Raw genomic sequence first — 14,965 nt, 5'->3', positions numbered from 1 at the left:
TGTTCAGTTAATAATTTTCGCCTCGACCCACAAGTATGCACACGAGGCCAATAGCAACAGATAAAAATAAATTTTCGGCACCTCAATCCGCACCTTTTCGTGTATCTGTTTTGTTACAAAGCCGTTGGCTGGATTTGTGCTAACATAATAGCGCGTTGCAGCCAGCTTTTCAGTGATTTTCGCATATTTCCAATCATCCTTTCCATACACATAATACCACTGTACCCGACCGTTATTTTGTTTAACGTTATGCCAGCCTGTTGTTGCAGGCCAATAGCAACTCGCCCATTCAAAAGGTATATCCGGATTTTGAACAGGAGCAATTTCGGAACTATCAGCAACTATCTTTCCAGGTGTTTGCGCCGATTGCAGTTGCAGATCGATTGGCTCATTCACTGTCGGAAATTTTGGAGCGTTCCAATTTTCTGAGACCGGGGTCTTACGCGCTGCATTTTTAATTAGTAACGACCAGAATGCGGCATAATCATCCTTATCTCCCGCAAGCATCCAGTTGTAGGAGTTGGTGATAGCAGTAAATATCAACCTACCCGAACCTGCAAGTGACGAACTTGCTAAGCTATGGCTCTGTGCATCACTTACCAATGTTTGGGTCGATGGCATTTCACGGATAAAAGTCTGATCTGTTTTTAGTGGGGCTGATTTATTCTTTTCTCCACGGATATTTAAAGCAAGAGGCGATGGATTTTTAACCGCCAATTTCTCAAGCGGAAAATTCGTTTGCAGCCATGATGAACCTTTTGATAAACTATCGGCCCGGATGATAACGCCTACGCCTTTTTGTGTCACTTCTGATTTTAAAGTTCCCTCAGTTTTCAATACCGACAAATCGCCGATTACCACATCAAATTGCTCCAATAATTCAGAATTTAAATGCTCAAGCTTAACCGGTCGCATATTCGCATATTCGCTGCTGAATTTATCTTTGCTGATGGTTGACCTCACAGCTACTTCATAGCCATTTTCAGCCAGCCAGTTTTTTAAAAATTTGGTTTCAAAATCGGGGGACGCAGATAGTATCAAAACTTTTAAAGGTTGAACAGGATTGATCTCAACCGGTAGGTTTTCATTTTCAAGTGTATCTCGGCCTGCAATCGCTAATAGGTGATAAACCGCCCTACCTTCACTTTTTGGGATAGCGGTCAGTTCAAACTCTTTATTGCTTTTAGCCGGAATTATGGCAGTATCTAATTGTGTGCTTAATCCCCTAAGAATCAATTTTATTGATTTTGAGCTGTTGTTATACCTGCCCTGTACTACCAGGTTTTCTCCTGTTCTGAGCTTTTGATTCCAACTAATATTAGTAATGCCACCGGGAAACGATGCCGGATGAAATACTACAGGCAAATGCTTTAACTGATTTAATTCACTCTCGTTCAATCCATATCCAAACACATGCACTTTGCTAAACCCCGGACTATCTGCTTTAAGCTCATCTAACCGGATCAGTTTTGCCTGCGGACAGGCTTTCTGAACTGACTTGTATGTTGTAAATAGCTGATCGTTTTTATAATTGTTCAGACTATCAGGATTAAAACCCGGAGTAAGTAAGATGGCTGAATGATCGTCAGCAATAGAAACCTCTTTACTGTAGTTTATTGGTAATATAATACAAGCTAATGCAACAACCGCCAATATTGACGCGATGATTCGCAGAGCCAGTTTAGCCTTTTTGGGTCGACTAGCTTCCTTCCAAACTGCAAAAGCGGCCAGTATGCAACAAATGATTAAAACGATAATTGTCCAGCTCATTTGTTGCCCAGGTTTTTATAGTATCCGGAAGACAGGCCCATATCGGCAGCATTTTGCGGCGCAGACGGAAGCAGCTTGCCCGCAGGTAATATTCGTTGTATGGCTTTTTCAACTGTACTGATGTCGCTGCTTTTTGCTTTCCCGGTAGAAATAATTTTGCGCAAAGCACTAACGGCAGGCAGGTAAAGCTCCGGCTGTGCCGATGCTTTTTCGCTCAACTGCTGATTAGCCAGTTGCAGCGTATGGATATCAGCATTACTACTGATCTTTTCATATCGCAAAGATTCTAAAACGCCAACGGCATTTTTTAAAGCGACATACTCATCGTCGCCTAATTTTATTGTTTGATGATCCGTAGGTTGGATGATTTTGCTCAGATCACCGGTTAAGCGTTTCTCCATTTTTAGAGAAGCAGGATTGTAAGCCGTTTTTGCCACATAGACACGTGATTTTTGCTGCAAGTCTTTCAGTAACCGCAACGCTTTATATTCAAATGGTAACGCTGCTTCCGGTTTATACAAACGCAATTGCAGTTCGGCTTTCCACATCTCGGTGAGTGTAGCTTTCAATTGCGCTTTTATAGCCGGGTCAAAAAACTGGGCGTCTTCGGCGTTATCGTGTTTGTCGGAATATTTATCCAGTACCACAGCCGCATTACCAAAATTTTTCGGATCGGATACCGCATCTTCCTGTTCTTCTTTGGGGTTAATATCCGATTCCGCCTCTTCACCTAAAAATTTGCCATAACGCAGGCGCAATAACTTCTGATCGTTGCCTAATTCGTTACTCCGCGTATTAAATGCTTCTTTGCTGATGCTATCTCTGTCGCGCAATAGCTTTTCTGAGTCAAGGATGATCTGCCGCTCGCTTCTGAAAAATTCGGGTTTTACATTAACGCCGCTGATTAGCCCATCCATGCTCAGCAGTTGCGCAGTATCCTGTAATGAGACGATATATACATCGCTCCGGCTCTGCTGATTGTGATTATCCTGCGCCTGAACATAAAAATAAAGTTCATCGCCAGGCTGCATGTTAAGCGATGGAAGATTGATCGTTTTTTGCAGATCGTAATGGGGGTTTTGCCTATTAAATGAAATCCCGAAATCGATCCTTTGCTCTTTAAACTTTACCACTTCGCCGCTGCCTTTGGCTACCGTTGTATAGATAAAGGCATTGCTGATGCCGTAATCATCATCCAGGGTAGCATTGATGGTTACGCGCGGCGCTTCTCCTGCATCAATATAGGTGTATTGCTGTGGCGATTTGATATGGATGACCGGTGGATTATCTTTAATAGTCTGTAGCTGGTAAAGATCGGACAATTTGCCATCGATGCTTACCTGGTAAAACCCGGATTTACTGACCTGCTTTTGTCCATCGTAATCGTTTCCGGCAATATTCTTTAGAGATAATTTATCTCCATTATTAAAGATCAGTGCAACTTGCTTACCCTGCACATTAAGACTTAATCTCCAGGTAATTGTACTGCCTTCTTCAGCCTCTATCGTAAATCTGTCCTGTTCGCGTGTAGTTTTGCGCGTATAGGCAGGCGGCGAAATTTTTATGCTGACAGCGCTTACCTGCGGCAATACCTTTTCGACGATATTATTTTTTGATGATCCGGTTAAAGAGGCAGTTTGTTTAAGCCGCTCAATACGCCAGTCGTTGTGCAGCCAGGTTATCTCCCAACAGAAAATTGGCATTACCAGGAAGAATAAAATGCCTAAGCGCAGCCGGTACGCGAACTGTTTTTGAGTCAATGGGACAGCCTCCAAAATTCTTTCGACATGTGATAATTGCATTTTCTCCAGCAGGTTTAAGTCTGACGATTCCTTTAATACCAATTCACTGCTTTCTTCCAAATCGGGATATTTAAGGTTGAGAAAAGTTGTGATCGGTTTTACTCCCATCTCCCACCACCGGCTCAGCAACAAACTGAAGCTGTATATCGCCAGGAAGATCAGCACACCCCAAATCCACGAGAGACTATAAAGCGTGTAGGCAAAGCTCCAGATCAAAGCGGCCAGGGCGGCGGCAAAAAAAGCATCAGCCAGCAACTGGTATATGATGTACCGCTGCCTTAACCGGTCGACTTTATTTCTTCCCTGCTCAGCCATTCTTGATTACTAATTTACTGCGATGTGCCAGCCATCGTTCTCCAAAAAATATCACCGCTAACAGCAACCATATATATCGCGACAAATCGGTGTGGTTAATTACTTTTTCGGTCGAAATTGTATGTTCGTTATTTATAACAGGCATTATCTGCTGATCACTCAGAATTCGTTTATCATTCTTTGTATCTGGTTCCGTTAAAGGGTCAACGACAAGCTTTAGCAGCATTTTTGGAAACTCATCGCTCCAAACCAAATAGCTCCACGACGGATCAAAGCGGCTATAAAAATGGTATAAGTTTTTTCCCGATTGATTTTCTAAACTCAAAACAGGGTTTCCAAATCCATCTTTCCAAATTGCAAAACCCTTATCTTTTGCACTGATCGATTTATATAATTCGATCTTTTTATCAGATGACACCTCTATCCAGGAATTGCCGTGACCAACTTTCCCATTTTCATAAACAAACAGGTTGTCGGATTGCAATTGATGATTAACCGGCTTTGTTGACAGCCAAAATAACCAGTTTTGTTTTGATGGTATCTGACTTGCATCAGCATATTGTTTAACGATAGCCTTATGCTTTGTGAACTGAATGATCGATTGCAAAGCAGCCTTTAAATATCCTGCATCAGGACTGTTTTTATCGGTATAAATTGAAAACCGCCAAGTCGAGGTATCTATGAAAACTCGTTGTATTTGATTTTTTACAGCAATTGCAATAGTGTCCGATTTACTCTTATATGCAAAGTCGGTATCATGCTTGGCACTCTTTGAGCCAAGTCTGTAATTAACAAATGACGTTCCATTGGGCCGACTGACTCCATTTATTATCTCCACATTCCCATCATTCGTCAACCATACTTTTTCGACCCATCTTCTAATAGAATCTGTAGGTGTGTATGTTTGCCAAAAGAGTTTCAGTGAGATATTTGGCTTTTCTCCGGTAAAATGAGTGGCATTATTTGAGGTGAAAACATAGACGGGTAATGACGATGGGATTCGCCCGTTCAGTTGCCCTATCAAAGTCCAATACAAAGCACCTCTATCTTGGTAACGGATAGTATCGGCTAAAGCTTTGTTGAAGTCTTCTTTTGTAAGGCCTTTATCAAAATAATGAAATTCAAAACCTGCTTTATTGAGTGAGTCGATCTTAGGTTTGAAATTATTGTAGGCTTCCTTCACATCGACCTTAGGGATCAATATCCAACCTTTGGTTTTAGAGGAATCATTATTTCGGTTCCATAAAGGTTTTGCGAGAATAAACGCCACAAGAATCACCAACAAGCAACGAAACAGCAATAATACTATGTCACTCAACCTCCGGCTTACTGCCTTTTTCTGCGAGGCGGCTGTGATAAGTGCTATGCTGCCAACCTTTAATGTTTTTCCTTTCCGGATATTCCACAGGTGTATTGCTACGGGGATGCTTATCGCCGCCAATGCAAAAAACCATATGGGGTTGAGGAAAATCATTTTTTTGGTGAGTGGTGAGCGGTGAGTAGTGAATAGTCAATTGTGAATAGTGAATTAACTGTTTCGGCTATATTTTCTGAAATACCTTTCACCTTTATCCTTTAACCTTAAATCTAACCTTTATTTCGTTGTACGAGAAAATCCCTCAATGCTTCATCCAGCGGCTGATTGGTGCTGATCATTCGATAAAAAATCCGTTTCCCAAGCAGTTGCATCCTGATTGCTGACAGATGTTTTTCCAAAGCTTCTTTGTATTCATCCGTTGCCTGTTTGGTGTTGATGGCAATTGTTTCGCCTGTTTCCAAATCCTCCAAAGCACCGTAGTTTTCAAAGTTAAAATCGAGCTCATTTTGCCCCATCAGGTGAAAAACAATGATCTCGTGTTTTAGTGCCGATAACGAATCCAACAGCTGATTAATCTCGCCATCAGCCTGGTACATATCAGTGATGACGACCAGCAACTCTTTCCGCCCTGATCCGGTAAATAATTCTTTGTAATGAACAGGCTGTGTAAACTTCCCGGCAGGCTGCACCTGATCTAATTGATAAAACAATCGTTGCAGGTGCTGTGGATCAGCTTTGGACGCGAGCGAAAATAATTGTCCATTACTTAAAGTATATAGTCCGACCGAATCCCCTTGTGAACTGGCTAAATGAGCCAAAGATGCTGCAAGGTAACGTGCATAGTCGATCTTTTTAATACCATTGCTATCCTTGTGGTTCATGGACGCACTGGCGTCGATCAAAAACCGGATAGATATGCTTGTCTCGATTTCTGATTCGCGGATATAGTAACGGTCGGACCGCGCATACATCTTCCAGTCGAGCCAGCGCAGGTCATCTCCAGGTTGATAGCTGCGGTATTGGCTGAATTCCAGTCCGGGGCCTTTTACAGTGCTTTTATTTAATCCGATCATAAAGCCATCAACAACCGTTTTCGCCAGCAAAGGCAAATTCTTAATCGTCATCAATACTTTGGGATCGAGTTGCATGTTTTATTTCGGAAGTCGGAATTACGATTTCGGATTTATTCGATTATCATTTGTGTGAACGATAATGTATTTTATGTTGGGTGTCACACTGAGGTACTCGAAGTGCGGTGCGGTATGGCCCTTACCCGCCAATGCTTCGAGTGCCTCAGCATGACAACGCTCTTAAGTTACTATTAATGACGCGCTGATATTCATATTGGGCTTACCCGCTCTATCGCTTGTAGTAGCTCAGCTGTTACCATATCCGTCGTAATATTTTCGGCTTCGGCTTTAAAATTCAGCAATATCCTGTGGCGTAAAACCGGGGCAGCCATAGTTTGCAGGTCGTCCATGATTACCGAGTACCTGCCTTTTAGCAGCGCCCTTGCTTTTGCAGTCAATATCAATGCCTGCCCTGCGCGCGGACCAGCGCCCCACCTTACCCATTCTTTTATATAGTCTATTTCGGTTGTATCAGGCCGTGTGGCGCGTATCAGGCTGCTTACATATTTTATCAGGTCTTCGCTGATGTTTACTTGTCGAACTAAAGCCTGTGCCTGCAAAATTTCTTCTGCCGAAATTACTGCTTTTACATCTGCTTTTTGTGCGCCGGTTGTACGGTTCAACACTTCAAATTCTTCTTCCGCCGTAGGATAACCGATCTTCACTAATAAAAGGAAACGGTCTAACTGCGCCTCAGGGAGCGGATAAGTACCGGCCTGTTCAATCGGGTTTTGTGTAGCGAGGATGAAGAAAGGCCTGTCCAGCGGATAAGTTTGGCCTCCGTAAGTTACCTCAAATTCTTGCATAGCTTCTAACAATGCAGACTGTGTTTTTGGCGGCGTACGATTGATCTCGTCAGCCAAAATAATATTAGCAAACAACGGCCCTTTGTTAAACTTAAAAAAACGTTTTCCGGTGGTGTGGTCTTCCTCCAAAACTTCTGTACCGATGATATCAGTCGGCATCAGGTCGGGTGTGAATTGTATGCGCCTGAATGACAAATGCAAAGCCTGCGACATAGTCTTCACGATCAGCGTTTTTGCCAGGCCGGGTACGCCTTCCAGCAGGCAATGACCGCCTGCAAGGAAAGCCACCAGTAATTCATCCAGTATATGATCCTGCCCTACAATTACCTTTTGTATCTCGCCTTTAAGCTGTGGCAATTTGGCAAGCAGTGTTTTTATGTCTTTTTCTGTTAGTTCCAAGTTTATTTGTTTGATGCTAATTTAATACACAATCGCATATTTGACTCACCCGGTCATTGCTTCGCTCGACCACCCTCTCTACCGCAAGCGGTAAAGAGGGGATTTTAAAATCTTTTTTCACCCTCTTTATGGCTTGCCATAGAGAGGGTCGAACAGCGTAGCGCCTTCGGGGTGAGTCAACAACACAAGATATTACGCTTTTGCTTAAATACCATGTGTTTTTATCAAAAATCAAATAAAGTATCCAAAACTTTACAGCCTCCTCAAACAAAAGTGAGTTTCGCATAAATTTTTGTACTACTTTTAAATTTTTCAAAATGTCGTTCGGATCGAAGTTTACTTTCATGCGTTTTAGCTATCACTCGGGCGACTGGGATACCGACCAGCGCATGCCGTCCAACCTCCTTAACTCTTTATTGGAGTATACAACTGTCCCATTCGATCCGCATGAAAAAGTAATACCGCTTAGTAGTAACGATATATTTTCTTACCCCTTCGCCTACATCAGCGGGCATAAACTGGTGCAATTTGATGCGCAGGAACGGGCCAACTTCAAAAAATATGTGCAAAACGGGGGTTTTGTTTTTGCAGATGACTGCAATCATGATATCGATGGTCTCTTCGCCAAATCATTCGAGGCGCAGATGACGGCTATTTTTGGACCAGCGGCGTTGAAAAAGATCCCCAACAATCATAAACTATATCATTCTTTTTTCAGCTTTGACAAAGGTCCGCCGACTACCTCCTTTGAATTGAATGGTTGGGGTGACGACCTGGTGCATGATTACCTCAAAGCTATTGAGATCAATGGCCGCATAGCTGTTCTATATAGCAATAAGGATTACGGCTGCGAATGGGATTACGATTACCGCAATAAACGCTTTCTTGCAGAGGATAATACCAAGTTTGGGGTGAACATTATTCTATATGCATTAGGCTCGTAGCCTCCTTTTTATTTGGCGCGTAAATTGCTATCTTTCCGAAACAATTATCACAAATGCTAAATACCTATTACCTTATCGAAGACGGTCAGCAGACCGGCCCGTTCTCGCATCACGAATTAATGGATCGCGGTATTACTGCTGAAGACCTGGTGCTTTCACCCATTACCAATCAATGGGAAAGCGCGGCTGCCATGTTTGAGTTTGCAGATTATTTTGAATCTCAGGGCATTTATTACCCAAGTTACACAATTCTTGCGAATTTTTGGTGGCGCTTGTTAGCCTACCTTATTGATTACGTTATACTGATCGTATTCATGACCATGGTGGGAGCCGTGCTTGGCTTTGCTTCAGGTTACACCGGTCACCATTGGTTTAATGATTATGATACGAGCAGGGATATAGAACTGGGAGCGCGGTTCATTAGTGTTATTATACTTGCCTTTTATAATGCCACATTCGAATCTACGCGTTTACAGGGGAGCGTTGGCAAAATTATTTGCAAACTTAAAGTTGTTAGTGCGGCAGGCGAAAGAATTGAGTTTGGAACAGCATTGGGACGAAATTTTGGCAAGATATTATCCAGCCTGGTATGCGGTATGGGATTCTTCAGCGTTTTATGGGATAAAAACAAGCAGAGCTGGCACGATCACCTGGCCAAAACTTTTGTTATCCGGAAACCATAAGCCCATCACCCTAATGGGGTGATTTTTTGATAAAGCACTGATTTTATTTTCGTTAGCCCTTCGTATTCTTAAAGTCTCTTTCTATATTTAGTATCTAATAATTACTGACTTGAAAAGAAAAGACTTCCTTTACCTCACAGGCATGGGGTTTGGTGCCACCATGCTCAGTCGTATACCGGTCTTTGGCTCTCCCCTGCAGCCCCACGGTATATTAAACGGCGCTGATGCAGCCCTGAAAAAGAAAATGGCCGATGTGGCCCTCAATGCTGCCCGGTCAAAAGGCGCTACCTACACGGATGTGCGCATTGGCAGATACCTTAATCAATATGTAGTTACCCGCGAAGACAAGGTGGAAAACATTGTCGATACCGAATCATTTGGTATGGGTATACGCGTAATTGCTAACGGTTGCTGGGGCTTTGCCGCTACAGACAGGCTGGACAACGACAGCATTGCGAAAGCTGCTGAAATGGCCGTGGCTATAGCCAAGGAAAATTCCCGTTTACAAACCGAGCCGGTACAGTTAGCGCCGCAAAAAGGTTATGGTGAAGTAAGCTGGAAAACGCCTATCGAGAAAAATGGCTTCGAGGTACCGATCAAAGAAAAGACCGACCTGCTTTTATCAGTAAACGATGCGGCATTAAAGGGCGGCGCTAATTACGTGAACTCTATTATCTTTTTGGTGAATGAGCAAAAATACTTTGCCTCTACAGACGGTTCATACATAGACCAGGATATACACCGCATATGGCCGTTATTCGCTATTACCAAAGTTGATTCTGCTACAGGCAAATTCGAAACACGGCAGTCATTAAGCGCACCACGGGGCATGGGTTACGAGTATATGGAACCACGCGAAAGCGACAAGATACATGGTGTAACCACTCTTTACCGCGACCGCTACGATATGCTGGAGGATGCAAAAGCAGCAGCCCCGCAAGCTGCGGAAAAGCTAAAAGCAAAATCCGTAGAGGCTGGTAAATATGACCTTGTACTTGATCCAAGTCATTTATGGTTAACGATCCATGAGTCGGTAGGCCACCCTTCGGAGCTTGACCGTGTGCTGGGCTACGAAGCCAACTTTGCGGGAACAAGCTTCCTTACTTTAGACAAATGGAAATCGGGCAAGTTCAACTTTGGCAGCAAAAACGTAAATATTGTGGCTGATAAAACGCAGCCGGGTTCACTTGGTGCTGTAGGTTATGACGATGAAGGTGTTGAGGCTAAAAAGTGGGATATCATTAAAGACGGTATCCTTGTAAATTACCAGGCCATCCGTGATCAGGCACATATCATCGGACTAAAAGAGTCACAAGGATGTTGCTATGCAGACAACTGGAGCGATGTACAATTCCAGCGTATGCCAAACGTATCGCTACAACCAGGGAAAACTCCTCTGACACCTAATGATATGATCAAGAATGTAGAAAAAGGCATTTATATCGTTGGCGATAGCTCTTTCTCTATTGATCAGCAACGTTATAATTTCCAGTTCAGCGGACAGCTTTATTATGAAATTAAAAATGGGAAGATCGTAGGAATGCTGAACGATGTGGCTTACCAATCCAATACTCAGGAGTTCTGGAATTCATGCGCGGCGGTTTGTGATAAGAACGATTATCGTTTGGGTGGATCATTCTTTGATGGCAAAGGCCAGCCGGAACAGGTGAGCGCCGTATCGCATGGCTCGTCCACCGCATTGTTTAAGGGAGTTAACGTAATCAACACAAAAAGAAAAATCTAAGAAATTATGGCTATAATAAGTCGTGAAGACGCTCAGGCCCTTATGAAAAAGGCGCTGAGCTTTTCTAAAGCCGATGAATGCGAGATCAACCTGAATGGTTCCGACGGCGGTAATATCCGGTATGCCCGTAACGCCGTTTCTACCAGCGGGTATATCAGCCAAACCACTATGGCCATTTCATCTGCCTTTGGCAAGAGGCTGGGAATAGTTACCTTGAATGAATATGATGATGCGTCGATAGAAAAAGCGGTGCGATTGTCTGAAGAACTGGCGCACCTGGCCCCTGAGAACCCGGAATTTGTTTCATTCATGGGACCGCAAACCTATCTGCCCGATAATCCAAAGCTGTTTGATGAAAAAACACATTCCATGACGCCGAAACAGCGCACCGACATGGTGGAGCAAAGCCTTAAAGTGGCAAAAGATAATAAGCTTACCGCAGCGGGTTTTCTGCAAAACAATGGCAGCTTTGCTTCTATCATGAATTCGCATGGGTTATTTACCTATAATACCTATTCGGATATCAATTTCTCCATTACCATGCGTACCGAGGATGGCCAGGGCTCTGGTTACGCTACAAGGGACTTTGAGGATTATAACGATTTGGATACGCTTAAACTAACCCAGGTGGCTGCTAAAAAAGCTACGGGTTCTGTTAATGCAAAAGCCATTGAACCGGGTAAGTATACCGTGATATTGGAACCCGCTGCAGGTATAGTTTTGCTGGAGCAATTATATGGCGGACTGGACGCACGCAGCGCTGACGAAGGCCGCAGCTTTTTAAGTAAAGCAGGCGGAGGCACCAAACTTGGCGAAAAGCTGGTGGATGAAAGGGTGAATATTTACTCAGATCCGGAAGATCCAAGATTGCCCAACAGCACATGGGCAGGCGATGGCCGTCCCCAGGAAAAAACAAGCTGGATAGAAAAAGGGGTGCTTAAGAATCTTCAATATTCCCGCTATTGGGCGCAGAAGAAAGGCGTTAAAGCTGTGCCATCCCCACAATCAGTTATTATGGAAGGCGGGGATGCATCATTAGAAGAACTGATAAAAGGAACTGAGAAAGGGATATTGGTAACCCGTTTATGGTATATCCGCCCTGTTGATCCGCAGACATTACTCTACACAGGCCTAACCCGCGACGGTACTTTTTATATTGAGAATGGACAGATCAAGTTCCCTGTTAAAAATATGCGCTTTAACGAAAGCCCGGTAATCATGCTGAACAATTTAGATGCCCTGGGTAAAGTGGAACGAACTGTAAGCGGTGAATCATTTTCAAGCTCCTTAATACCGCCTATGCGTATAAAGGAATTTACCTTTACTTCGTTATCAGACGCTGTCTAAACAAGTGGCAGTTGCAGTAGCAGTGGCAGCTAATAAGCTCAAAACTGCTACTGCTAGTGTTAGTGCTACTGCTACTGCTACTAAATAAGCCGATCCTTCATCACCAAAGTCTCCGCCATCATATCGTGCAGGCATTGTTGTTTTTTGTTAAAGAAACTGAGCAGGTAGCCTATAACGGTGATCAATGAAAATATCTTGAACAGGTTTCTGCTGATGGATCTTCCTGTGCTGATCCGCCGGCCTTCAAGGTCACAAACCTTTATTTTGAGCATTTGCTTGCCGTAGGTAGCCTGTTTGGGTGAGCATTCCATTACGATGTGATAGATGATCTTGATCAACGGTATCAGGGCCAGGATGCTCAGAGCAACTATCAGCCTGATTGATTTGTCGTCAATGGTATAAGCTGCAACGAAAGCCAAAACAATAAAGCCGCCGCCTACAAAAACCCAGTCCAACGCCGAAGCCATCCACCGCTGATCGAATCCGGCAAAGTATTGGGGTACTACTGACCGTTCGCTAAAATGAAACAACTCCCTTAGTTCGTTGATTTCATGCGCCTCCTTGTAATCCACCATGTCGGCAGTTTTTAGAAAATCAGATGGCTTAATGGACATGCCTTTTAGTTGCTCCATGCTATAAGGGCCTTCGGGTTTGCCTTTGATGACGAGGAAGTATTTGTTGGAAGGTTGAAAAGTTGTAAAGTTGGAAGGTTCCATTAGTTCAAAATTAAAAGAAAAGGTTGTAATGTTTCAAGGCTTAACCTTTCAACATTACAACCTTCCAACATTACAACTTCTTATTAATATCTCTTCACTTCAAAGCCTGACATTGCGCCGCTGAAGTGGATATAGAATTTATTTTTTGCAGCATCAAAACCTGGTGTTTCATAGTCGCCATTACCTTTTTTAGTAAATCCTTCAAAATCATCTGATGAGAATGCTGAGGATTTAGTGATACGGCAGGCCGCATTTTGCGGGATAGTAAACTTAACACTTGCCGCTCCGGTTGAAATATTGATATCGGTAGTAGCAATTGGCTGACCAAGTTTCATGGCGAATGAACCAGCGCCTCCGTTCAGTTTAATGCTCCTTACCTTAAATTTTGAAAGGTCGAAGTTTACGTCCGTTGCACCGGCATCTAATTTCACATTCCATACAGGGTTAGGATTCAATCTCATATCCACCTTGTTCCCGTGATCATCGTCGTCGCTATTAAAATTGAAGCCGTTTTTACCGTCTCTCAGTTTAAAATCAACCACGTACACCGAATCTTCCATATGGTGGTTCAAATCATAATTACCTACGGTTTCCTGGGTAACGGCGTTGAATAATTGGTTGGTAGTGTCATTTAACGTATAGCTGGTGGCTCCGCCGGAAATGTTTAACTGAGCAATTTTTATAGCCTGGTCGTAAGGCGTATTAAAGGTGCTGTTGCCATGTGTTTTAACCAATCTTCCGCTGTCGCTGTCGTTGTCATCGTCGTCGTCATTGCTGCTGTTATTATCATCACCATCGTCATTATTATCGCTGTGATGATAGGTGTAGTGCGGCCACCACCACCTGTTGTACCTGTCGTTAAAGTTTCCGAATACAATCAGCGCAAAGCCAGCTACCACAACAGATATTTTAAGAATTGTTGCCCAGGCCGATTTGTTGTTTGCAAACACCAGGTTTACACCGCCGATCACCAAAAATATAGGCCACAGGTGGATCAGGTTGTACCAATGAAAATGGATGTACCCAAAATTATGCAGCAGAAATATAGCGCCGATCATCACCAGGATCATGCCTGGTATCAGTTTATCGTTTCTCATGATCTTGAATGTTTTAAGGTTATACTGTAGGTGTATTATCGGCCGGTGGATTTGCTTCAGAAGAAGCATCTTCTGCCGGTTTTTCTTCAACTATATTGGTTTTATTCCAGTCGGCCTGCTCCCATGGTTTCTTGCGTTCGCCCGATATCATGATGGCACATCCCACCACGATCAGAACAATAGGCCAGAGTCTTTCAAAATCCCAGTAAGGCAGGATATCGAAATCATCCAGGAGAATAGATCCACCGATGATGATCAGGATCACCCCGAAGACAATGGCTACAAGCGAGGTGCTGTTGCGGGGAGCCTGGTATGGTTGATTTGGGAACGGCTGGTTTGGGAACGGTTGGTTAGAAAATGATGCCCCCGGGTTGCTATAAGAAGTACCTGTGAACTGGTTCCCGCTGTCCATCGGGTTCTGAGGCGGTACCCTGTAATCAACATTCGGATTGATAAAAAGCGGCTTTTTAGGCAGCACGATCCAGAATATGATATATATTAAACCGCCGCCTCCGTGAAATATAAGCGCCAGTACGAATATTACACGTACTATGGCCACATCTATATTGAAATATTCGGCAAGGCCGGCACAAACACCAGCAATCTTTTTGTGGTATTCGTCGCGATATAGTTTCTTGTCCATTTTATTTATGTTTAAATCGGTTTTCATGATTGTTTGTCTGAATCAGGATTTTCAGAATTAATGAATTCTCAGAAATCCCACTATTTATATAATTGATGTAATTAGTTACTTTTAAATCTGCCCTCCCACAGGCTTAATTATTAGATCGTCCACATTGGCGCCGGGGCTCATTTTGTAAACATTTACAATAGCCGAGGCAATGTCTTCCGGTAATACAAATTGATCTTTAGGTATCGTGGTTCCTTCCCACG

Annotated in this window: 12 protein-coding genes; 4 read left to right on the top strand and 8 right to left on the bottom strand. The window is 43.3% G+C overall.

The genetic code is table 11. The features are described from left to right. Window positions 1–3: 3 nt before the first annotated feature. From VIM89_RS03255 to VIM89_RS03235, 5 genes are all read right to left on the bottom strand, one after another. Window positions 4–1,770: a hypothetical protein gene (locus VIM89_RS03255; protein WP_488154697.1), complete on the bottom strand. Its 1,767-nt coding sequence runs from the start codon at window positions 1,768–1,770 to the stop codon at window positions 4–6. Further along, window positions 1,767–3,887 carry a hypothetical protein gene (locus VIM89_RS03250; protein WP_488154696.1) on the bottom strand — a complete coding sequence of 707 codons (2,121 nt, stop codon included), beginning with the start codon at window positions 3,885–3,887 and terminating at the stop codon, window positions 1,767–1,769. Before VIM89_RS03250 ends, VIM89_RS03255 begins: the two co-directional genes overlap by 4 nt. Continuing rightward, window positions 3,880–5,361, bottom strand: a complete 1,482-nt coding sequence (locus tag VIM89_RS03245) for a BatA domain-containing protein (protein ID WP_488154695.1) — start codon at window positions 5,359–5,361, stop codon at window positions 3,880–3,882. The genes VIM89_RS03250 and VIM89_RS03245 overlap by 8 nt, the downstream gene beginning before the upstream one ends. A gap of 113 nt (window positions 5,362–5,474) precedes the next feature. Further along, a complete protein-coding gene (locus VIM89_RS03240; RefSeq protein WP_488154694.1) occupies window positions 5,475–6,353 on the bottom strand; it encodes a DUF58 domain-containing protein in 879 nt (292 codons plus the stop codon). Between the two features lie 191 nt (window positions 6,354–6,544). After that, window positions 6,545–7,540: an AAA family ATPase gene (locus VIM89_RS03235; protein ID WP_488154693.1), complete on the bottom strand. Its 996-nt coding sequence runs from the start codon at window positions 7,538–7,540 to the stop codon at window positions 6,545–6,547. 317 nt (window positions 7,541–7,857) lie between these two features. Between VIM89_RS03235 and VIM89_RS03230 the strand changes: the two genes are divergently transcribed. From VIM89_RS03230 to VIM89_RS03215, 4 genes are all read left to right on the top strand, one after another. Continuing rightward, entirely contained in the window at window positions 7,858–8,484 is a 627-nt protein-coding gene (locus tag VIM89_RS03230) for a DUF4159 domain-containing protein (protein ID WP_488154692.1), read from the top strand. A 53-nt stretch (window positions 8,485–8,537) separates the two neighbouring features. After that, entirely contained in the window at window positions 8,538–9,167 is a 630-nt protein-coding gene (locus VIM89_RS03225) for an RDD family protein (RefSeq protein WP_488154691.1), read from the top strand. Window positions 9,168–9,276: 109 nt separating this feature from the next. Further along, entirely contained in the window at window positions 9,277–10,911 is a 1,635-nt protein-coding gene (locus VIM89_RS03220; RefSeq protein WP_488154690.1) for a TldD/PmbA family protein, read from the top strand. Between the two features lie 6 nt (window positions 10,912–10,917). Further along, window positions 10,918–12,258 carry a TldD/PmbA family protein gene (locus VIM89_RS03215; RefSeq protein WP_488154689.1) on the top strand — a complete coding sequence of 447 codons (1,341 nt, stop codon included), beginning with the start codon at window positions 10,918–10,920 and terminating at the stop codon, window positions 12,256–12,258. A gap of 80 nt (window positions 12,259–12,338) precedes the next feature. On the opposite strand, the gene VIM89_RS03210 is transcribed toward VIM89_RS03215, so the two are convergent. From VIM89_RS03210 to VIM89_RS03200, 3 genes are all read right to left on the bottom strand, one after another. Continuing rightward, window positions 12,339–12,974 carry an RDD family protein gene (locus VIM89_RS03210; protein ID WP_488154688.1) on the bottom strand — a complete coding sequence of 212 codons (636 nt, stop codon included), beginning with the start codon at window positions 12,972–12,974 and terminating at the stop codon, window positions 12,339–12,341. A gap of 83 nt (window positions 12,975–13,057) precedes the next feature. Further along, entirely contained in the window at window positions 13,058–14,071 is a 1,014-nt protein-coding gene (locus VIM89_RS03205; RefSeq protein ID WP_488154687.1) for a toast rack family protein, read from the bottom strand. Window positions 14,072–14,090: 19 nt separating this feature from the next. Continuing rightward, window positions 14,091–14,714 carry a PspC domain-containing protein gene (locus tag VIM89_RS03200; RefSeq protein ID WP_488154686.1) on the bottom strand — a complete coding sequence of 208 codons (624 nt, stop codon included), beginning with the start codon at window positions 14,712–14,714 and terminating at the stop codon, window positions 14,091–14,093. Window positions 14,715–14,965: the final 251 nt, after the last annotated feature.

Origin of the sequence: Mucilaginibacter sp. (genome assembly GCF_036568825.1) — a bacterium.
GTDB lineage: Bacteria > Bacteroidota > Bacteroidia > Sphingobacteriales > Sphingobacteriaceae > Mucilaginibacter.
The sequence above is the reverse complement of the archived record's forward strand: the minus strand, read 5'-3'. Positions and strand labels throughout refer to the sequence as shown.